Origin of the sequence: Mesorhizobium sp. M0088 (assembly GCF_040322895.1) — a bacterium.
Taxonomy (GTDB): Bacteria; Pseudomonadota; Alphaproteobacteria; order Rhizobiales; family Rhizobiaceae; genus Mesorhizobium.
Map to the genome: position 1 here is coordinate 158433 of NZ_JAMYUI010000015.1, position 19885 is coordinate 178317.

19 protein-coding genes and 3 pseudogenes are annotated in these 19885 nt (G+C 61.6%); 12 read left to right on the plus strand and 10 right to left on the minus strand.

Annotated features, from left to right (window positions below; all coding sequences use genetic code 11):
• Positions 1-60: 60 nt before the first annotated feature.
• The 3 genes and pseudogenes from NKJ67_RS19415 to bluB form a co-directional block, all read right to left on the minus strand.
• Positions 61-216: a hypothetical protein gene (locus tag NKJ67_RS19415; RefSeq protein WP_023766602.1), complete on the minus strand. Its 156-nt coding sequence runs from the start codon at positions 214-216 to the stop codon at positions 61-63.
• On the minus strand, positions 200-376 hold the full coding sequence (locus NKJ67_RS19420; protein ID WP_023762808.1) for a class I SAM-dependent methyltransferase: 177 nt from the start codon (positions 374-376) through the stop codon (positions 200-202). Before NKJ67_RS19420 ends, NKJ67_RS19415 begins: the two co-directional genes overlap by 17 nt.
• A gap of 315 nt (positions 377-691) precedes the next feature.
• Positions 692-1312, minus strand: a pseudogene (gene bluB, locus NKJ67_RS35165) (5,6-dimethylbenzimidazole synthase).
• 730 nt (positions 1313-2042) lie between these two features.
• Between bluB and NKJ67_RS19435 the strand changes: the two are divergent.
• The 3 genes from NKJ67_RS19435 (at position 2043) to NKJ67_RS19445 (ending at position 4172) form a co-directional block, all read left to right on the plus strand.
• Positions 2043-2483: a hypothetical protein gene (locus tag NKJ67_RS19435; RefSeq protein WP_156934443.1), complete on the plus strand. Its 441-nt coding sequence runs from the start codon at positions 2043-2045 to the stop codon at positions 2481-2483.
• Positions 2480-2938: a hypothetical protein gene (locus tag NKJ67_RS19440; protein ID WP_023766598.1), complete on the plus strand. Its 459-nt coding sequence runs from the start codon at positions 2480-2482 to the stop codon at positions 2936-2938. The genes NKJ67_RS19435 and NKJ67_RS19440 overlap by 4 nt, the downstream gene beginning before the upstream one ends.
• Positions 2939-3392: 454 nt before the next feature.
• Entirely contained in the window at positions 3393-4172 is a 780-nt protein-coding gene (locus tag NKJ67_RS19445; protein WP_352582447.1) for a Crp/Fnr family transcriptional regulator, read from the plus strand.
• A gap of 491 nt (positions 4173-4663) precedes the next feature.
• Here NKJ67_RS19445 and NKJ67_RS19450 read toward each other — a convergent pair.
• From NKJ67_RS19450 to panB, 7 genes and pseudogenes are all read right to left on the minus strand, one after another.
• Positions 4664-5626, minus strand: a pseudogene (locus NKJ67_RS19450) (hypothetical protein).
• A 155-nt stretch (positions 5627-5781) separates the two neighbouring features.
• Positions 5782-6192: a DUF2285 domain-containing protein gene (locus NKJ67_RS19455; protein ID WP_023766596.1), complete on the minus strand. Its 411-nt coding sequence runs from the start codon at positions 6190-6192 to the stop codon at positions 5782-5784.
• 58 nt (positions 6193-6250) lie between these two features.
• Positions 6251-6625: a transcriptional regulator domain-containing protein gene (locus tag NKJ67_RS19460; protein WP_350314065.1), complete on the minus strand. Its 375-nt coding sequence runs from the start codon at positions 6623-6625 to the stop codon at positions 6251-6253.
• A 22-nt stretch (positions 6626-6647) separates the two neighbouring features.
• Positions 6648-7280: an acyl-homoserine-lactone synthase gene (locus NKJ67_RS19465; protein ID WP_023766595.1), complete on the minus strand. Its 633-nt coding sequence runs from the start codon at positions 7278-7280 to the stop codon at positions 6648-6650.
• Positions 7281-7373: 93 nt separating this feature from the next.
• Positions 7374-8099, minus strand: a complete 726-nt coding sequence (locus NKJ67_RS19470) for a LuxR family transcriptional regulator (RefSeq protein WP_023766594.1) — start codon at positions 8097-8099, stop codon at positions 7374-7376.
• 92 nt (positions 8100-8191) lie between these two features.
• Positions 8192-9046: a pantoate--beta-alanine ligase gene (gene panC / locus NKJ67_RS19475; RefSeq protein WP_023766593.1), complete on the minus strand. Its 855-nt coding sequence runs from the start codon at positions 9044-9046 to the stop codon at positions 8192-8194.
• A pseudogene (gene panB, locus NKJ67_RS19480) lies at positions 9043-9904 on the minus strand (3-methyl-2-oxobutanoate hydroxymethyltransferase). Before panB ends, panC begins: the two are co-directional and overlap by 4 nt.
• A gap of 173 nt (positions 9905-10077) precedes the next feature.
• Here panB and NKJ67_RS19485 point away from each other — a divergent pair.
• The 9 genes from NKJ67_RS19485 (at position 10078) to bioZ (ending at position 19595) form a co-directional block, all read left to right on the plus strand.
• Entirely contained in the window at positions 10078-11046 is a 969-nt protein-coding gene (locus NKJ67_RS19485; RefSeq protein WP_023735838.1) for an NUDIX hydrolase, read from the plus strand.
• A gap of 67 nt (positions 11047-11113) precedes the next feature.
• Positions 11114-12088, plus strand: a complete 975-nt coding sequence (nadA, locus tag NKJ67_RS19490; protein WP_023766591.1) for a quinolinate synthase NadA — start codon at positions 11114-11116, stop codon at positions 12086-12088.
• The gene (locus tag NKJ67_RS19495; RefSeq protein ID WP_023766590.1) at positions 12085-13626 is read left to right on the plus strand and encodes an L-aspartate oxidase; all 1542 of its coding nucleotides are present in this window, start codon (positions 12085-12087) and stop codon (positions 13624-13626) included. Before nadA ends, NKJ67_RS19495 begins: the two co-directional genes overlap by 4 nt.
• Positions 13626-14480 (plus strand): carboxylating nicotinate-nucleotide diphosphorylase, encoded by an 855-nt coding sequence (gene nadC, locus NKJ67_RS19500; protein ID WP_023766589.1) that lies wholly within the window; start codon positions 13626-13628, stop codon positions 14478-14480. The genes NKJ67_RS19495 and nadC overlap by 1 nt, the downstream gene beginning before the upstream one ends.
• Positions 14481-14574: 94 nt before the next feature.
• Entirely contained in the window at positions 14575-15573 is a 999-nt protein-coding gene (gene bioB, locus NKJ67_RS19505) for a biotin synthase BioB (RefSeq protein WP_050592767.1), read from the plus strand.
• Complete coding sequence (locus NKJ67_RS19510) at positions 15570-16718, plus strand: 8-amino-7-oxononanoate synthase (RefSeq protein ID WP_023814406.1); 1149 nt, start codon at positions 15570-15572, stop codon at positions 16716-16718. The genes bioB and NKJ67_RS19510 overlap by 4 nt, the downstream gene beginning before the upstream one ends.
• Entirely contained in the window at positions 16715-17350 is a 636-nt protein-coding gene (gene bioD / locus NKJ67_RS19515; RefSeq protein ID WP_023735844.1) for a dethiobiotin synthase, read from the plus strand. The genes NKJ67_RS19510 and bioD overlap by 4 nt, the downstream gene beginning before the upstream one ends.
• On the plus strand, positions 17350-18615 hold the full coding sequence (locus tag NKJ67_RS19520; protein WP_023766586.1) for an adenosylmethionine--8-amino-7-oxononanoate transaminase: 1266 nt from the start codon (positions 17350-17352) through the stop codon (positions 18613-18615). The genes bioD and NKJ67_RS19520 overlap by 1 nt, the downstream gene beginning before the upstream one ends.
• Complete coding sequence (gene bioZ / locus NKJ67_RS19525) at positions 18612-19595, plus strand: 3-oxopimeloyl-[acyl-carrier-protein] synthase BioZ (RefSeq protein ID WP_023766585.1); 984 nt, start codon at positions 18612-18614, stop codon at positions 19593-19595. The genes NKJ67_RS19520 and bioZ overlap by 4 nt, the downstream gene beginning before the upstream one ends.
• The last annotated feature ends 290 nt before the right edge of the window (positions 19596-19885 follow it).

The following is a 19885-nucleotide window of genomic DNA, read 5'->3' on the forward strand; positions in this document are numbered from 1 at the left end:
CACGGCCTCAGAAACGGCCAGCAGGCCTTGGACAGTGGACGGACGACCGGCCTGCGAGCCCTAGTCAGGCGGTCCGGCATGTAGAAGCATTGTGCCGCCGACTTCGGCATCGGCGATGGTCTGTCTCGGCGACAGCCTGAGTTCGCTTCGCGGGCCGCGCGGCTCGCCCAGGACCGTCGTCGTCTGCGCGGCGCCGGTGTCAGTTGACGATGGCATAATGCCCGCCGGGGGCGAGCGCCTCGCGCACGGCACGTGCCAGCCGCGGTCGGTCCGGGACGCCATGGAAAGCGTTGGCCATGAAGACGAGGTCGACGGGGCGTGACACCAGAGTAGCGAGTTCATAGGCGTCGCCGGCGACGAATTCGCAATTGGTCACGCCGGCGCCGGTAGCGGCGCTGCGTGGCCTCCAGCTGGTCGGCGTCGATGTCTATGGCGACGACATGGCGGGCGACCGTGGCGATCGGCACAGCCGTCGCCGCAGCAGAGGTCGACCACCTCCATGCCCGGCTTCAGCCCGGTTGCCGCCAGCGCCATCTTCGCTGCGGTCCGGTTTGTCAGTGCTCTTTCCTGGCCTTGGCAAGAACACGAACTTCGGCTTCGGTCCGGAATGGCAATGTACCCCGATGGCGAAGGGCGACCCGATCTGCGTCAAGCTCATCGCCAGGGAAGAGACGAAGTGATGGGCACCCCCCTACCGCTGATTACCACCGGCGGCCGCCTCGCGTTCCAAGGTGGGCATGTCGTGCTCCTCGCAGGCTAGCCGAGGCAGAAATAACCGATCAGCGTCCACTCGGGCGGCGTGTCGAGAATCTCGGCCATCTCGGTCACATCGAGGATCGACACCCAGCCCATGCCGATGCCTTCCGCCCGCGCCGCTAGCCACAGTGTGTGCACCGCCATGACGGCCGAATAGTCGATGGTCGCCGGCATGGTTATGCGACCGAGCCCAAGGCCTTGTCCGGTCGTGCGGTCGGCGAAAACCGCGAACTGACAGGGCGCCTCGTTGAGACCGGCAAGCTTCAGCCGGGCATAGAGTGCAGCGCGCTCTCCCGAAAAGCACGTGAGCGCCTCGGCATTGCAGCGTTCGAAGCAGTCTCTCACCGGCGGTGCGCCGCTCGAGGCTGTCGACCACTACGAAGCGCAAGGGCTGGCTGAGGCCAACGCAGGGCGCAATGCTGGCGAGCTCGAGCAGCCGTTCCAGCTTGCCCTCCGGCAGAGCCGTCGGCTCGAAGCGCCGCACATCCCTGCGCCAGCGCAGCAGCGTGATCAGCCCGGCCCGAAAATCGTCGGCGAAATCGGGAGGTGACGGCATGGCGGTCTCGTTCGGGGCTAGGGATTGCAGTAGGGAGTACGGTGTGGATTGCCAGCTGCCTATTGCCCAAGCTGGCTTGTTGCGTCCGACAAGCGCGCCATGCGGCCCTAACCGCAAACGATAAAAAAATGTTTCCTGGTGGGCGGCGCTATTACGATGCAATCCAGCAAACCAGTTTCGATCAGCTCGCATGGCGGTGAATCATGTGCCAGGGCCTTTGCTAAATGCGCCATTGACACTCAGGCGCACCCGTATCGCTCACCAAGCCTCGGAATGCGGAGAACGTCGGCCTAGAACGCGGCGACGGCGACAGGCGTCTCAGCTTGCATATACTCGTTCCTGCCGCACCGCCTGTAACTCATTTTGCTTCCGACCACGTCGGCCTCGATGTCCCCGAAGGTTCCCCAGGTCATTCGGCAGATACCATCGTCTGACGTCATAGCGCCGGACCAGCACCAGCTGCCCAATTTCATGGGCATTGCTGAGCTTCCAGTCGCCCGCAGTTTCGCCTTCCACCAGTGTCAGGCATCACCCAATTGGGACTCATCCCTCTCACAGTCAATTCGCGGTTGACTTATTTGTCTCCGGCGAAGTGCGACAGCTGCTCGTATCCAGCAGCGTGAGCGATAGTTGATCAAATGCTGCCAATGAGTTTTGATACTGCAATCTTTAGACAGCCGCCTACCATGAATGTGCCATCGCGTTTCGGCGATCGAAGGAGCGAAGCCGGGTGTCCAGTCGTCACTACATATTCCCGGAGAACAGCGAACCTCTGCGGCTATCGCGGCGGCTTGTAGAGGGAATGATCTTCGGAAAGGACGCTCTCCCGCAATACGCCGGCACACGCCAGCGGGTCGTCTCGGTGATAGTTGAGAACGAAGGCACCGCGCCGAATCGGATTCTAGATGCCCAAGGAGCCTATTGGGTTTTCGATGCTGCGGGCGATATCCGAAAGGGCCTCACACGGTCGACTAGCGACATTATGAGCGCCACCTTCAATGATTCCGACAACAAGGGAACGGTGGTGGCACTTCAGCCAAAGCTCTCCAAGAAGAGGGCTGAGGAGGAGCACCGCTGGGTAGTGGGCAAGGCCGAACTCGACAGGATTGCCGCAGACATCTGGCCGAAGGTGAAGTCGGACAAGATGAGATCCGCGCAGGGGGTTCGGTGAAGCGACCGCCGCTTACCTATGATGCTCGGCACGCACTCGACGAGGCTACCGCAAATCTGTGGAAGATTTCGCACGCAGTAGCTGAACTTAAGGAGCCTAGCCTGAAGGGCTTTGCCCATGAGGCTCGTTCGAGAGGTGCCGACCGCCCGGAGCACGAACTTCTCTACCAAGCCATCGCCCAATTGGCAGATCAGCGACTCGAAATTCTGCGACGTCGCAGGACCGGGAAAGGCGTCTGGTATGCCATAGTGGGCGTAATAAAATGGAACGGCGACCACGTAGGCCAGAGCGTAGCCAGGTTCCACGAGAAGTGCGAAGGAAAGCGTTCAGCGGTCGTCGCGGCGAGAAAGCTTCTCGCCGAACATGCCGGTGAATTCGCGGAAAACATGACTGTGGAGGCCGAAGTGCTGACTGACCTTGAATGGCAGGGCAGGCTCCCTGAAGTAGAAGATTGAGGGTCGCGCCATGGCGGGCTACTTGATTTCGGTGTCGCAGATGCGTGGCCAAAGACCGACACATGCTGCCAGGCATATGCATCTGCGGCGGGTTTGACTTTTGATATTGGGATAGGCAGGAAGGCCGCTTGCTGTACAGACGAGCTTATCGGCGAGGTCGAGAATCCTAGTACCGGTCAATGGTAGTGCATCCACAGCAGTCTGATTTCGACAGCCGTCGTCGAGCCGGAGTGCGCACCGCCCTGTGCGGTGAGGCCTCCGTAAGGTCTGGGTATCTGAATGCCGTGTTAGCGCGGGCGCGCCAAACCTTGGCTCGCGCCGGTCAAGGCAGTTAATCAAAAAAATGGGACATCCGGGGTTCGCAGGCATACAGTGTGCCATCGACGGCAACTCTAAGGGCGTCCGTCGGCTGTGAGCGATCAACATGCTTCCGCCCCAATAGGGAGAGGGAGCTATGACAGACTCCAGTTCACAAACTCACACTGCCGCGCAACGCGACACCCGCCAAAATTCCATCTATCGCAATTCGCTGCTGCTTCGAATGTGCTCGGCAGATTTGGCATTGCTGCAACCTCACTTGGAAAGCGTCTCCCTTGGACTGAAGACGCATCTCGAAGTGGCGGGGTCACCAATCAGAACCGTGTACTTCTTCGAGAGCGGTCTCGGGTCAGTGGTGGGCGAACTGCGGCCTGGTATTGAAGCTGAGATCGGAATCATTGGTTGTGAGGGCATGACCGGCTCAGCGCTTATCATGGGCGATGACCAATCAACGCACGATTGTTACGTGCAATTAGAAGCCCGCGCCTTTGTTATCGACGCGGGCCTCTTCACCAAGGCGCTTTTGACAAGCCCAACCCTGCGAACTTTTCTGCTCCGCTACGTTCACTACTTTCACCTCCAGGCAAGCTTCACCGCGCTCAGCAATGCCCGGATGAACATCGTCGATAGGCTCTCAAGATGGCTGGTGATGTGTGATGATCGCGTCGACGGAAACCGCTTGGCGATTACGCACGAGTTCTTATCAGTCATGCTCGGTGTCAGGCGGCCCGGCGTCACCATAGCGCTGCAAATGTTAGAGGGGCAAGGTCTGATACGATCGATGCGAGGAGAGGTCGTTATCCTTGATCGCACGCGTCTGATTGCGCTGGCTGACGGGTCGTATGGCAGGGCTGAAGCCGAATACGCTCGGCTAATCAGCCAACTGCCTTGGCCGCAGGCGCCTGATCGCCAATGAATGTGCTCGAACAGGGAGATGGCCGATCTCCTGCATTGAGGCCATGTCCGGGTAAGCCGCCTAAACAGAGCCTTCACCGCCGACGTTGTCGAGCATCAGATCCAAGACGAAGCTGTCATGCCGGCACCGCTGCATGCGCCGCCCCAGGGAAACCGCCCCTCGCATCCATTCAGGATTCCGAAGCACGATACGGCTGTGCACCACCTTCCGGCCACTGCAAAGGGGACCCGAGATGACTCGGTCCGTAAAGGAGGTTTTCGAAGAGCATCTGAGGCGATATCGAGGAGGATCTTGGGGCGCACTGCCGTCTAACCTCGATTAAGCAGGCATTCATGCGCTGGTTGGAGCAATGGCGAGACTCATTGCACCAGCCCAGTTCAAGGCATGTGCGGACAACCGCTTTGGGCGCCGAACAGATCGATTGGCGGCATAGCCTTATCTTGCCTCACAAGACTTGTGGTCCGGGAAGGCTGTTTCGGGACTTTTCGAAATCAGCGGATCACAGGCTCGCCATGGAAGCGGCGGCGTGATGGAGGAGAAACCCCGAAGCCAACTTCCATCATCAGCCGTGGCCTGTGCGCCGGCACGGTGCCCATATGGAACCCGAACGGATCCTCGACGAAACCGAAACCGGCCTCGCCGGTCAGCGTGACCGGGCTCTGCTTGCCGTACACGTCCAGAATCTCTTGCGCGGGATGGCCGACGACAAGCGTAAGTTGGTGCTTGAGGGCGCGGCGATCATGGCTGCCGCGGACATAGACATGCGGGCCGGTCCCCTCGTCGACGGGCACCAGATAGAAAGAGAACTTCAGCATCCGCCAGTCGTCCAGATCGAAGTGGTATTTGCCGAGCGAAGCCAGGTTCTTGTCGGCGTCCGACGCCTGGCCGGTCGGGAAGCTCCACCAGACGCGCGTTGTGATCAGCGTCGCCTGGCCGCCGAGATAGTGCGCGGCAATATCCATGAGCAGCGGATCGTTTTGGATGGCAACGGCCAAGTTACAGCCCAGAATGCGCTCGAAATAATGAATGACCGCTGAGCAACGGACGGCCAAACCGCGCCTCAGCCACCGCATGCTCCGCCGGCATGAATTCGTGCCGAAACAAGGTGTGCACCTGGCGAATGCGGCTACATCTTCAGCCACCATTGTTGGCAGGACGAGGCCGGGAAAAAGCCCATCCATTCGCAGCGCGTCGACAACATCCTGGCAATTGATACCGGCAAACATCGTGTCCTGGGCTCTTTGCGACCTTCGGACCGGCTTTGCACCACGCCAGTGCATTCTCCGTGCCGGCATGGTGCGCGCCAACATGAACATGGGCAGCCACGCCGGGTTCTCGCGAATATCCGACAGGTAGGTCGGAATGCGTACGGCTATGCGACGCAGCATGCTGCCGTTTCGCGCGATCGTCTCAAGGCTTGCCGCGCCGGCTTTGTCGGGGTTCATAACGGTCATCGGGATCCTCAAGGCATGAATGCACTCATCGACGAAGGTTGGGTCCCAGTGCTTCGCCGCGGAAGAACTAGGCGCTTGCCACGTTTTGTGCAACGCACAATTGCACTCAGAAATGGAGGTTGCGCGTTCGAATAAGACAATCGCAACCGCCCCAATTACCTCAGGAACTGTCTGTAGCCGCCGCCCATCAGGTAGCGGCCACGTTGGATGGCGCGACGTACCTGATCGCGAAGATGGCCACCTGGATGACGCCAATCTTCTTCGACGCGGCGTGTCCCGAACAAGGCAATGGCGACCTCCTGATGAGATGCTCCGGCAAGCGAGCCATCCAAAGCCTGGAGTACGATACGCAGACGCGCTCCGCGGTGTTCCGGCGGAAAGCAAGCAGCTGACAGGCGGGCGCAACCATTGACGTGGTTCAAGAACTGAAGGGCAGCGACATGGAACTTGAGGTGCTGCGGCTGAACGATCGCGTCGACATATAGCCGCAACGGGCGGAGGACGGACGCACCGGAAACGGCGATCTGCAGACTCCGGCAGTTCTCCCTCAGCAGCACGTGCTGCACGCCCGCAGCTGTCAGCAGGATGTCCTTGCAGCATGAGAGCGAAGAAAGGTGAAGCGGTTCAAAATCGTGGTCGAGCCCAAGCGGCTCCGCGGCCGCTCGTAGAATACAGGCGCAATCGCGCGGATCCCAAAAGACCCTCGCCGATGTAGCGTCCGAAAGTGGCGCGTCGGCGAAAAAGAAGGCTCCATTGTCTTAGGAGAGCTGATCCTGTCGTCAACTCGATTATCTGCATGTCGCCTTGGGGTCCGACAATGCAGGCGGACGGTGCCATTTTGGCGTGGTCGCGCTGGAATTGTGGATTGCGCCGAAGAAACTCCCAGGCCCAGCCAGTGCGTGGCAATCGTCTGGCATAGTGGTAAGCGTCGTGGCGACGCCAGTCCGGCCAGCATACAAGGCCGACCGTCGCTTCCTTGGACAGACCAGCATCCTTCATGGCTCAGGTGTCCACTATAGCGCTATGCCGACGGGCCTAGAACCGGTTGCCACAGTACCGGTCCAATCAGACGTCCCCTGCTGCGGATGCGCAAAAGGCTCGCGTGGGAAATCTCGAGAAACCCAGCCACCGCCTCCGTTTTGCCGACGCATTTGGGTTCTCCGATGCGCGACAATGGCCACGTAGCCAGGCGGAGGATCCGCTCCATGCGCGTATCCGTCACCGTTACTATCCGGGTCAGATCCTTGGCCAAGCCGAACTCGATCATGCCCGCGAAGAGCTCGTAGGTCGCCTGGGCCAGCCCGCCCGCAGCCTTGGGCGCCGACGGAGGAAGATCGAGCGCGAAACGACTGCTCTCCCATATGTCGGTGGTCGAGGGCACGACGTCAGCACCCAGCAGCACCGGGAAGGTGTCGCGCAACATTGTGGGTCCGGTGCTGGGCAGAAGACGCACGCAACCGCGAATTCGCCAGTCGGATCCTTTGAGGAGCAGATAGACGGGCTTCAGAGCATCAAACGAATCGGATTCCATCTGGTCTTCGGTATCAACTTCCCAATCGAGCCTTTCCTTGAACACCCGAAACCTGAGCCCGTGCATCTCTTTGAGTTCGCCTGCAAACTCGTTGTAAAAGTCTGGTGTTATCAGTTGCATCATGGTCGCCTCCATGTGGGATGTGTTCCCGCCATCGAAGGGCAAAGCTGACAGCGATGCAGCCTGTAGAGGTTTACAGGTATCGTGGCTGAAGAATCAGGATCTCGTCTGGCCGGAGGCAGCCATGCGTGCAACGGCCTGGTTGATCGTTCGAACGCCAAACTTTGCCTTGGCGTTTTCCAAGTGAAAAGTCACGGTGCGCTTTGAGACGCCGAGAAGCTGGCTGATATCCCAAGCCGACTTGCCGCGCGCCGCCCATTTCAGGCACTCGAACTCCCGCGGGGTGAGCGTTACACCATCCACCACGCGATCATCGGCGAGCCTGCGCCGGACGTGGATATGAAAGTTGATGGCCACCAGCTGCAATGCTTTTTCGTAACGTGCCAGTGACCGCAACAGAAGCGGACGGGACTCGTCGGAAGCAAAGGTCAGGGCAGCAAACCGGCCGAGATGATCATGCATGGACATCGTCAGGCCGCCGCAGATGCCAAACTCAGCCGCACTCTCCAGAATTTGTTGCTGCGAATTCGGCAGACAGTGTCGAGCGCGGTCCACACCCCAATCGAATGTATCCCAGCCTTGCAGCCCGCGCAGGATGACCGGATCAAACCTGTGGTACCGCTGTTGCAGATAACGTGATGTCCAGGATGAAGGATAGTTTGAAATCAATTGGGGGGCGTCGCCGGAGGCCGACGGGTAAGTGAAATAGGCGAATAGCGGGAAGTCGAAGCCGGCTGCAGCGGAGGCCATTGCCTCACAGAGATCGGCAGCATCAACACTTGCAGACAGTTGCTCGACGAAGTTCTCAAACACGCGATGCATTTGCCCTGTGCGTAACCTCCGTTCGCTCAATGCCAGGCAGAGACCTTGTTTTAAACGATCCCGGACGGATACAGCGCGTGCCGAGAACGTGGCTAATCTGTTGAACCAATCCGAAATAGTCTGACGTTGTCTATGAGACGTGTGCCGCCGAGCCAGGCCGCGGCAAGCAACCGTGCCGGTCGATCAAGGCTTGGCATCGGGTGCAGATCTGCCTCTTCGCGAAGTTCCAGGTATTCGACCTCGCGAGCCAGAATTGCTGCGCGAGATTCTGCAAGCGTTGGCAGGACGGGTGAGCCGCGCCCAAGCCGCTCAGCCGTCTTGAGCAGGACCGATGATAGCTTGGGAGCAACAGCGCGTTGCGCTGGCGAGAGCCGCACATTGCGCGATGATAGCGCAAGACCGTCGGCTTCACGGACTGTCGGACAGGCAACAATGGTGATTGGAATATCCAAATCCCGGGCCATGCGCCTGACCAGGTGAATTTGCTGAAAGTCCTTTTCGCCAAAGAAGCCGAAGTCAGCGCTGGTCTGCAGGAAGAGCTTGGTGACGACGGTCGCCACGCCATCGAAATGTCCCGGCCGGAAGGCACCGCACAGGCCCTCGCTGACACCGGACACCGAAACGGTGGTGGCGAAGCCCGCCGGATACATCTCCTCTGCATCTGGCGCATAAAGCAGGTGCGCGCCAAGCGGTGCCAGTTTGGCGGCATCCTCGTCCTCGGTGCGCGGATACGCGGCAAGATCGGCCTGGCTGTTGAATTGCTTCGGGTTTACGAAGAGCGTCACGATCACACGGTCTGCCTTCTCGAGTGCAGCGCGCACCAGGCTGAGATGGCCCTCATGCAGGACGCCCATCGTTGGCACCACGGCAATCCTCACGCCCTCGCGGCGCCATGCGGCGACGATTTCGCGAAGCTGGTCAGCGCTCCTGACGATCGGCACGCTCACGCTGCTTCTCCGCTTTTGGTGGCTTGCGTGTCGGCGGGCGTGGGCGCATCGGCAAACACGTGCTCGGCGGCCGGAAACTGGCGCTCCTTCACCTCGTGCGCATAGGAAGCGATCGCAGCCGCAGCCGCCTCCCCCAGTTCAGCATAGCGCTTGACGAATTTGGGTCGGAAGTCGCCGAAGAGGCCCAGCATGTCGTCGACGACGAGAATCTGGCCGTCACAGGCTGCCGAGGCACCGATGCCAATGGTCGGGGCCGCCACCTCCCCCGTGATCCGGCGGGCGAGCGCCTCAGGAACCTTCTCCAGGACGATCGCAAAGGCGCCCGCTTCGCTCACGGCAAGTGCGTCGCGCCTGATGCGCTCGGCATCCCCGCCCCTGCCCTGCACGCGGTAGCCACCGATGGTGTTGATGGCCTGCGGCGTCAAGCCGACATGAGCCATGACCGGCACGCCGCGTGCGGCGAGGAAGCCGATCGTCTCTGCCATCGTTTCGCCGCCTTCGAGCTTGACGGCCGTGCAGCCGGTCTCCGCCATGACGCGCGCAGCATTTCGGAAAGCCTGCTCTGGGCTTTCTTCGAAGGAAACCGAACGGCAGGTCGACGACCATCAGCGCCTGCTTGATGCCACGGCGAACCGCCTGGCCATGCGTGATCATCATCTCCAGCGTGACACCGAGCGTCGAGGGCAGACCGTGGAGAACCATGCCGACGCTGTCGCCGACGAGCACCACATCACAATGGGGATCGACAAGCCGCGCGACTGGGGTGGTATAGGCGGTAAGGCAGACGAGCGGCGTCCCACCTTTGCGCGAACGAATATCCGGCGGTGTGATCGCCTTGGTATCACCAAACGCGCTCAATGGATCCTCCTTCCCCTACGTTACCAACCGCGGGTGTCGCCTTTCGCACATTTTTGTGCAGGTGCGAAGAGCAAAAAAATGGCCGTGCAGCTGTGGGGTGTTGACGTGCCGACAGGCGCGCTTACACTAAATCGATTAAGTGCCCCCCCGAGCTGGCAAACCAATTCGCGAACATGGACGATCAGGCAATACGACTCAGGAAAGACAGAGCCGCCGTGAATGCCGACGACGTCAAAGTGGACCTGATCGCCTTTGTGGTCGCCGTAAACGACAGTGAACCCTGTGTCCTCACCATCGGCCAGGCGGACACCTTGCCCTCCGGTCCCTTTGCGCTTGAGCACCGATCGCTGCAATCCGGCTTGAGGGGGTGGGTCGAGCAGCAGACCGGCCATCGGCTGGGGTACATTGAGCAACTCTACACGTTCGCTGATCGGGATCGCATCGGCGCCGAGCGCCAGCAGCGCGTCATCTCCATCAGCTATCTTGCATTGACCCGCAAGGAACAGGCAGCGGGCCCGCCCAAGTGCGGATGGCAGAGTTGGTATGAATATTTTCCATGGGAGGACCATCGCTCCGGCACGCCTCCGGTCGTGCTGGATGTTCTGCGACCACGCCTGATTGAATGGGCAAACGGCGTCCGCGATGCGGCCACGCGACGTGAACGCTGGCAGCGGGCGACGATAGCCTTTGGCTTCGACGACCGCCTTTGGAACGAGGAACTCACGCTGCAACGCTATGAGTTAGTTTACGAAGCAGGCTTGGTCCAAGAGGCCGTAAGAGGGCGGGACGGGGCGCCCCCTCCGCTGGTGCCCAGCAAGTCCATGGTCGCCGATCATCGCCGCATCGTGGCGACCGGCATTGCGCGGCTGCGCTCCAAGATCAAATACCGGCCGGTCGTCTTTGAGCTGATGCCGACGGTCTTCACGCTTTTGCAGCTGCAGCGAACCGTGGAGGCGCTCGCCGGCAGGCTCATCCACAAGCCGAACTTTCGCCGACTGATCGAACAGCAGGAACTGGTCGAGGAGACCGGAGAGGCCACTACTGAGACCGGCGGCCGGCCAGCGAAGCTTTTCCGTTTCCGCCACGCCGTTCTCGACGATAGGCTCATCGCCGGGACAAAATTGCCGCTGGCGCGGGGTTGACATCCCTTATACTCACAGCAAGTATATGCTGGTTATTTTCAATTAGAGTATAAGCGGGAGAGGGTTGATGAGCGCCATGCTGCCTGCGGCCGCGTTGCTCTACGAGCGCGTCCGGCGAGTGATCCCGCCGATCGAATGGCCGGCTTTCGTCGACGATATCGAGGCGATCCTTGCACTGAAGCGCGAGCGCAACGCCATCATCCTGGCGCACAACTATCAGACGCCCGAGATTTTCCATTGCGTGGCCGACATCGTCGGCGACAGCTTGGCATTAGCCCGCACGGCTGCGACGATCGAGGCGCAAGTCATCGTGCTGGCCGGCGTCCATTTCATGGCCGAAACGGCCAAGCTCCTTAATCCGGACAAGACCGTGCTCATTCCGGATCTCAGCGCCGGTTGCTCGTTGGCGGAATCAATCACGGCAGAAGACGTGCGCTTGATGCGCCAGCGTTATCCCGGCGTTCCGATCATTACTTATGTAAACACGTCGGCCGAAGTGAAAGCCGAGTCGGATATCTGCTGTACATCCGGCAACGCCAAGGCGGTCGTCGAATCCCTTGGGGTTCTCCGGGTGATCATGCTGCCGGACGAATATCTGGCCCAGAATATCGCCGCCCAGACCGATGTACAGATCATCGCCTGGAAAGGGCATTGCGAGGTGCATGAGCGCTTTACACCGGCCGACATCCGCGAGTTGCGCGAAAGCCATCCCGGCGTGGTCGTGCTCGCCCATCCCGAATGCCCGCCCGACGTCGTGGCTGAAGCAGATTTTTCCGGCTCGACGGCTGCCATGTCCGACTATGTCGAAGGGCAAAGGCCGCCACGTGTCGTGCTGATGACGGAATGCTCGATGAGCGACAACGTCGCGTTAGCGCACCCAGAGGTCGAGTTCATCCGGCCCTGCAATTTGTGCCCGCACATGAAGCGGATCACGCTTGCCAACATCCGCACGGCGCTCGAGCAGAACCAACATGTCGTAACCATCGAACCCGGGATCGCCGGGCGCGCGCGGCTTGCGGTCGAACGGATGCTGGCAGTTTGAGCGCCGACCTCCGCAGCTTCTTCGGGCGTCCCATCATCATCGGCGGCGGCATCGCCGGACTGATGACCGCGCTTCAACTGTCGCCGGAGCCGGTGCTTCTTCTGTCAAGGTCGCTGCTGGGAGCTGACAATTCGAGCACCTGGGCACAGGGGGGTCTGGCTGCAAGTTTCGGCGAAGACGACGAGCCGGCAATGCACCTGGCCGATACGCTTGCTGCCGGGGATGGTCTCTGCGACAGAGACGTGGCGAGCCGCATCCTCCAAGCCGCGCCCAAGGCGATAGAGGGGCTTGCGGCCTTTGGGGTTCCCTTTGACCGCACGCCGAAAGGATCACTGTGCCTCGGATTGGAGGCCGCACACAGCCGACGTCGCATCGTTCATGCGCATGGGGACGGCACCGGGCGTGAGATCATGCGTGCCCTGATCGCGGCTGTGCGTTCCACTCCGTCGATAGTTGTCGTGGAGGGCGTGGAAGCGCGCCGGCTGGCCGTGCGAGAGAATGCGATCCGGGGCGTCTGGGCGAGCTGTTCGATCGGACCTTTCTTCTTCGGCTCACGGCGGGTCGTCCTCGCCACCGGTGGCATCGGGGGACTGTTTCTCGACACCACGAACCCTTGGGGAAGTTGCGGACAAGGCCTTGCACTTGCGGCCCGCGCTGGAGCTGTCCTAGCCGACCTCGAATTCATCCAGTTCCACCCGACCGCGCTTGACGGCCCGGAACGCCCTATGGCGCTGGTCAGCGAGGCTGTCCGAGGCGAAGGTGCTGCCCTGATCGATGAAACCGGCCAGGCTTTTCTCCAGAGCGTGCCAGGGGCGGAACTTGCGCCTCGCGATGTCTTGGCCCGGGCCGTGTGGAACCATCTTGCGGACGGCCACCGTGTTTTTCTCGACGCCCGACAACGGCCTGGCCCGGCATTCGCTCGACATTTCCCGACAATCGCATCAGCCTGTCGTGGAGCGGGCATCAATCCCGCCCGCGATCTCATCCCCATTCGGCCGGCCCAACACTACCACATGGGTGGCGTTGCAGTGGACAGCTCCGGCAGAACCTCCGTCAAGGGGCTGTGGGCCTGCGGCGAAGTCGCTTCGACAGGACTGCATGGCGCCAACAGGCTCGCCAGCAATTCCTTGACAGAAGCCATCGTGTGCGCCCGCTGGGTCGCTGAAAGTGTCGCCGGGACGCCTGCGCGCAGAACAAGGCCTGCGTTTGCCAACGTTTACCCACCGCCCGCTCCGATACGCGTGCGTGTTTTCCTGTCGCGCGCACTCGGCATCGTCCGGGATGGTGAAGGTTTGAAAGCAGCCGCGCGTGCCTTATTGCCGCTCGCCGAAAGCAAGGATGCGGTCTCGGATCCGGCGGCTGTCGGGCTAATGATCGCGGTTGCCGCCTTGTTGCGCGAAGAAAGCCGCGGCGCTCATTACCGGACAGATTTTCCTCATCATGCGACTGCCGCCCGACGGTCCGAAATCACCCTCGAAGCCGCCTTGGCTACAGCGCGGGGACTCGGACACTCGCCAAGTCTCGAAGGGCCGAAGTGATGACACTTTCACCGCTACCCACGGTCGTGCTTGAGCCGCTTGTACGGGCAGCTCTTCTTGAAGATCTTGGCAGAGCCGGCGACTTGACCACGCAGGCCATCGTCCCGAAGGAATACCAAGCGGGAACCGTGTTGGTGGCGCGACAGTCCGGAGTTGTCGCCGGCCTCGATCTGGCGATGCTCGCTTTCGGCTTGATTGATCCTGCTGTCGAAATCTCGGTGGAGCGCGCAGACGGCTGCAATGTCGTGGATGGAGAGATCATTGCATCAGTGGTTGGCCCGGCCCGGGCCATTCTCACAGCCGAAAGGACGGCACTCAATTTTTTGTGCCATCTGAGCGGCATCGCCACGGCAACGGCATCGATCGTCGCTGCGGTTCGTGGGTATGGCGCGAAGATCGTCTGCACCCGCAAGACGACGCCCGGATTGCGGGCAGTCGAAAAGTATGCCGTGCGCGCAGGTGGCGGGTCCAATCACCGCTTCGGTCTGGACGATGCAATTTTGATCAAGGACAACCACATCGCCATCGCAGGCGGCGTCCGCCCAGCGCTCGAGCGAGCACGAAGAGCGGCCGGTCATCTCGTCAAGATCGAAGTCGAGGTCGATACTCTGGCCCAGTTGGAGGAGGTACTTGGCTTCGCTCCCGATGCGGTTCTGCTCGACAACATGTCCCTCCCCGATCTTCGCCGCGCCGTCGCAATGGTCGGTGGCCGCGCTATCACCGAGGCTTCTGGCGGGATCACGTCCCATACAGCGCGGGCGGTTGCCGCGACCGGCGTTGATCTGATTTCGGTCGGCCGACTCATCCACAGCGCGCCGATCCTGGATATCGGCCTCGACCATCGGGGCTCATGATTGTCTGAGTCAGGATTGGGTCAACTGTCCTCTCCGATCGTCAACAGTCAGATAGCAAAGACCCCGCAAGACAGACCGGAGGAACAGCATGGACATGCAAACGGCAAGTTCAACGCAGACATCGCCACAGGCTCAATCCCCTGACCCCGGAGCGTGGACCCTGGAGAAGGCTCAGGCACTTTACCATGCCCCCTTCAACAATCTCCTCTTCCTGGCGCAAACGGTGCACCGCCAGAATTTCGATCCAAACAAGGTCCAGCTCAGCCGGCTGCTCAGCATCAAGACGGGAGGATGCCCGGAGGATTGTGGCTATTGCAGCCAGTCGGCGCGTCACGAAACCGGCCTGAAGGCGTCGAAGCTGATGGAGGTCCGGCGCGTCATCGCCGAGGCGACCAAGGCGCGTGATGCCGGCGCCACGCGTTATTGCATGGGCGCGGCCTGGCGAAACCCCAAGGCGCGCGACATGGATGCGGTGGTGGCGATGGTCGAAGGCGTCAAGGCGCTGGGCATGGAGACCTGCATGACGCTCGGCATGCTCGATCTTGAGCAAGCCGCTCGACTGAAGCAGGCGGGCCTCGACTACTACAACCACAACATCGATACGTCGGAACGCTACTACAGCGAGATCATCAGCACGCGCGGCTATGCCGAGCGGCTCGACACGCTTGAGCAGGTTCGTCGATCCGGCATCAAGGTCTGCTGCGGCGGTATTGTCGGCATGGGCGAAGATCCGGTGGACCGGATCGACATGCTGGTTACGCTGGCGAACCTACCCGAGCCGCCGGAAAGCGTCCCGATCAACATGCTGATCCCGATCGCCGGCACCCCGCTTGCCGAAGCCAAGCCCATCGAGCCGATCGAATTCGTGCGCGTGATCGCCCTGGCGCGCATCATGATGCCGAAATCGCATGTGCGTCTTTCCGCCGGCCGCACCGCCATGACCGACGAGATGCAGGCGCTGTCCTTTTTTGCCGGTGCCAACTCGATTTTCGTCGGCGACACGCTGCTGACGGCGGACAATCCCGGTGAGGACAAGGATAGCCTTCTGTTCCGCCGTCTCGGCATTGAGCCGATGGAACTCGAGGCGCAATGAACGGGGCACCGCTTGCCCGCTATGACGCGACCTTGCAGGGACTGGCCCGCAAGGACCGGCTGCGGACGCTTGCGCCGCGCGCAGGTCTCGATTTCTCGTCGAACGACTATCTCGGGCTGGCCTCGTCCAGGAGACTTGGCGATGCTGTTGTGGCGGCGATTGCGCGGGGCACGCCGGTTGGCGCCACCGGGTCGCGGCTGTTGCGCGGCAATGCACCGGAACACGAGCAGCTCGAGGCAGACGCGGCGGCATTCTTTGGAGCCGACCGCGCGCTGTTCTTCGGCAGCGGCTACATCGCCAACTTCGCTCTGCTGAGCGCCCTGCCGCGGAAGGGCGATCTTTTGGTTCTCGATGAGCTCGCCCATGCCAGCATGCATGAGGGTGCGCAGGCCGGGCGCGCACAGTTCGTGCTGGCCGCGCACAACGATGCCACCGCTGTTGAGGATGCGATCACACGTTGGCGCGCCGCAGGCGGCATGGGATGCGTCTGGATCGCGGTGGAGAGCCTTTACAGCATGGATGGCGACTGCGCGCCTTTGGAGAGCCTGGTCGCGCTTGCCGATCGGCACGGCGCATTCATCGTCATTGACGAGGCGCATTCGACCGGCGTCTGGGGACCGGACGGCCGGGGGCTTGCCGCCGCTTTCGAGGGCCGCGACAACATCGTCGCGCTCCACACCTGCGGCAAGGCGCTCGGCGCATCTGGTGGGCTCGTGACCGGGCCGAGGGCACTGTGCGAGTATCTGATCAACCGTTGCCGGCCATTCATCTACGCCACCGCGCCATCGCCGCTGATGGCAGTGGCAGTGCGCGAAGCACTCGCAATGCTCGCCGACGAGCCTATGCGGCGTGTTCAGCTGCATGAACGCGTTGCCCTCGCCGGCCGCCAGCTGGCCGAGCGCTGCGGCGTGATACCCAGCGGCTCGCAGATCCAGCCCCTCGTAATCGGCGATATCAGGCGCACCATGGCAGTGGCGGCGCGCCTGCAGGCCCGCGGCTTCGACATACGCGGTATTCGTCCTCCGACCGTGCGCACGTCGCGGCTGCGCATCTCACTGACGCTCAATATCGGCGAAGCCGACATTTCCGCCATGGTCGAGGCGCTGGTCGAGGTGTTGGCCCAAACATCACCGGAGGCGGTATGACCCAACGCATCGTCATCACCGGAACCGACACGGGAGTTGGCAAGACCGTGTTTGCGGCTGGGCTCGCCGGTTTGCTCGACGGCTTTTACTGGAAACCGGTGCAATCGGGCCTCGACGGCGAGACCGACAGCGAAGTGGTCGCGCGGCTTGCCGGCTTGCCCTCAGAGCGCGTGCTGCCGGAAGCCTACCGCTTGCGGAGCCCGCTGTCGCCGCATCGTTCGGCCGAGATCGACGGCGTGGCGATCAAGGCTGCCGATCTTGCTTTTCCCGTCCTACCGACGCCGCTCGTCATCGAAGGCTCCGGCGGCCTGATGGTGCCGCTTAACCGGCGCACAAGGCTCATCGACATCTTCGCTGAATGGCGGCTGCCCGTTATTCTGTGCGCCCGCACCACGCTCGGCACCATCAACCACACCTTGCTCTCGATCGAGGCGCTCCGCGCCCGATCCATCCCGTTGGCCGGCATCGCTTTCATCGGCGATGAGATGGCCGATACGCAACGGACCATCGTGGAATTCAGCGGTGCGCCGCAGCTCGGCAGGCTGCCGCACCTCGATCTGCTGACCGGCAAGACACTGAGGGACGCAATGATTGCCGGCTTCGCCTTCGCCTCGATTACTGGAGGTGACTGATGTCGCAGTCTCATGTGTGGCATCCCTTCACCCAGCACGCGCTCGAGCCTGCGATCCCAGAAATCGTCCGGACTGAAGGCGCCTATCTCCGCAGGGCCGACGGCGCCCGCATCCTGGACGCCATCTCCTCCTGGTGGGTCGTCACACATGGCCACCGCCATCCCCGCATCATGAAGGCAATCGAGACAACCGCGTCGAGCCTCGACCAGATTATCTTTGCGGGCTTCACGCACGAGCCGGCAGAGCGCTTGGCCAAGGCGCTTGTCGGCCTCGCTCCCGCTGGACTCGACTGGGTGTTCTATTCCGACAGTGGCTCGACCTCGGTCGAAGTAGCGCTGAAGATGGCGCTCGGTTATTTCCGCAATATCGGCGCCCCACGCTCGCGCATCGTCGTCATGGATCACAGCTATCATGGCGACACGATCGGCACGATGAGCGTCGGTGCGCGTGGCGTGTTCAACGCCGCCTACGAACCCTTGCTGTTCGAGGTCGCCACCATCCCCTTTCCGGCAGCGGGGCGCGAGCAAGAGACGCTGGATCGTTTAGAGGCTGTGACCCGCGATCGACGAGCCGCAGCCTTAATCGTCGAGCCGCTGGTGCTGGGCGCCGGCGGCATGCTGATGTATCCGGCTTCAGTTCTGGCCGAATTGAAGAAGATCACTGAGGCCTCCGGCACGCTGCTGATCGCCGACGAAGTGATGACCGGCTGGGGGCGGACCGGAACCATGTTCGCCTGCGAGCAGGCATCGATCTCTCCAGATATCCTGTGCACCTCGAAAGGCCTGACCGGCGGCGCCATCCCGCTGGCCGTAACGCTTGCCACCGATGCCATCTTCCAGGCTCATTATTCCGAGGACCGGAAGAAGACATTTTTCCATTCGAGCTCCTACACTGCCAACCCGATTGCCTGCGCGGCAGCACTTGCCAATGTCGAGATCTGGCGGGACGAGCCGGTGGCCGAGCGCATTGCGGCCTTGAGCGCAATGCAGGCCACCGGGCTTCGACGCTTTCGCGACAACAGCTTCTTCACCGACTGCCGGGCGACCGGCACGATCGCGGCGCTCGACCTGCGAACCGGTTCCGCAGGTTATCTCGCCGAGATCGGACCGAAACTGCGCGCTTTCTTCCTCGAGCGAGGGCTACTTGTGCGCCCGCTCGGCAATGTCCTCTACCTTCTGCCACCCTATTGCATCACCGGCGACGAGCTCGAGCGACTCTATGACGCCATTGAGGAGGCGGGCGAACGCTTCGGGTCCAGGCCATGAGCAAGTCGTCGCGCATTCTCGGGTTTGGCCATCATGCGCCTGGGCGAAAGGTGGCGAATGCCGAAATCGAGAGCAATCTCGGTCTTGATCCAGGCTGGATCGAAAGGCGTACCGGGATACGGTCGCGCTTCTGGGCAACCGACGAAGACACGCTGTCTGGTCTTGCTGCGCAGGCCGGCGACATGGCGCTGGCGAACGCCGGTATTGCGCGCCACGACATCGGTCTGCTGTTGCTTGCCACCTCGACGCCCGACCATCTTCTGCCGCCGAGCGCGCCGCTGGTCGCACACAAGCTTGGCCTTGGCAGCGCAGGCGCGGTGGATCTGACAGGCGCCTGCGCCGGCTTCATCTATGCGCTGATGTTTGCGGACGGATTTACCCGCCTGCACGGCAAAGCGAGCCTTGTTATCGCCGCCAATATCCTCAGCCGCCGCATCAATCCAGCCGAGCGCGCAAGCTCGGTCCTGTTTGCCGATGCCGCCGGCGCCCTGGTGATCGGTCAGTGCGATGATGCTGATCGGGGCATTCTCGGTGCCTCGGTGGCTTCGGACGGCTCGCGATACGGGCTGATCCAGATTCCCGCAGGAGGAAGCAACAAGCCGTTCCACGGTGACCTCGATCTCGCGCAAACCCGAATGAGGATGACGGACGGCCGCGAAGTGTTCGCAAAGGCCGTCGAGATGATGACCAATTGCTCGATAAGCGCGCTAGCCGCTGCCGGAGTGCGGCCACACGATCTCGGCCGGTTCGTGCCCCATCAGGCCAATACTCGGATTTTCGACGCGGTCGGGAGGAACCTCGGCATCGCGGACCAAGCAATTGTCAAGACGATTGCCGAATACGGCAACTCTTCGGCCGCGACGATCCCGCTGTCGCTCTCGCTCGCCAACCAGACGGAGCCATTCCAGCCTGGAGAGAAAATCCTTCTGTCGGCGGCGGGTGCGGGTCTCAGCGGCGGCGCTCTCGTGGTTGGAATCTAGCCGGCCGGCTCACGCGCGCAGGACTGGTCATGAATGGGAATAGGGCAACAGAACCAATGCCAAAATGGCCTTCTGAAGCTCGACATGACCGAGCTGACGCAGCACGACCCCGTGCGAGCCTCTGGATGAGATCAAATGCATCACCTGTTGCATCATTCGTGCCATCTGAATAAAGCTCAAATACAAAGGGTGAGCCGCCCCATATATGTCTGATACCCGACATTGTTCACATAAAAGGCTCGATGCTTACACGCTCTTTGCTCTCTTCTCTTTGCTGTCTGCTCTTTTCT

What these genes read in the sequence shown, in the direction of transcription:
- bioZ (WP_023766585.1), top strand. Translation starts at nt 18,612, where the DNA reads ATGAGCAAGTCGTCGCGCATTCTCGGGTTTGGCCATCATGCGCCTGGG.
- NKJ67_RS19520 (WP_023766586.1), top strand. Translation starts at nt 17,350, where the DNA reads ATGTCGCAGTCTCATGTGTGGCATCCCTTCACCCAGCACGCGCTCGAG.
- bioB (WP_050592767.1), top strand. Translation starts at nt 14,575, where the DNA reads ATGCAAACGGCAAGTTCAACGCAGACATCGCCACAGGCTCAATCCCCT.
- NKJ67_RS19510 (WP_023814406.1), top strand. Translation starts at nt 15,570, where the DNA reads ATGAACGGGGCACCGCTTGCCCGCTATGACGCGACCTTGCAGGGACTG.
- NKJ67_RS19465 (WP_023766595.1), bottom strand. Translation starts at nt 7,280, where the DNA reads ATGATGCAACTGATAACACCAGACTTTTACAACGAGTTTGCAGGCGAA.
- NKJ67_RS19460 (WP_350314065.1), bottom strand. Translation starts at nt 6,625, where the DNA reads ATGAAGGATGCTGGTCTGTCCAAGGAAGCGACGGTCGGCCTTGTATGC.
- NKJ67_RS19470 (WP_023766594.1), bottom strand. Translation starts at nt 8,099, where the DNA reads ATGCATCGCGTGTTTGAGAACTTCGTCGAGCAACTGTCTGCAAGTGTT.
- NKJ67_RS19445 (WP_352582447.1), top strand. Translation starts at nt 3,393, where the DNA reads ATGACAGACTCCAGTTCACAAACTCACACTGCCGCGCAACGCGACACC.
- NKJ67_RS19485 (WP_023735838.1), top strand. Translation starts at nt 10,078, where the DNA reads ATGGACGATCAGGCAATACGACTCAGGAAAGACAGAGCCGCCGTGAAT.
- NKJ67_RS19415 (WP_023766602.1), bottom strand. Translation starts at nt 216, where the DNA reads ATGCCATCGTCAACTGACACCGGCGCCGCGCAGACGACGACGGTCCTG.
- bioD (WP_023735844.1), top strand. Translation starts at nt 16,715, where the DNA reads ATGACCCAACGCATCGTCATCACCGGAACCGACACGGGAGTTGGCAAG.
- nadA (WP_023766591.1), top strand. Translation starts at nt 11,114, where the DNA reads ATGAGCGCCATGCTGCCTGCGGCCGCGTTGCTCTACGAGCGCGTCCGG.
- nadC (WP_023766589.1), top strand. Translation starts at nt 13,626, where the DNA reads ATGACACTTTCACCGCTACCCACGGTCGTGCTTGAGCCGCTTGTACGG.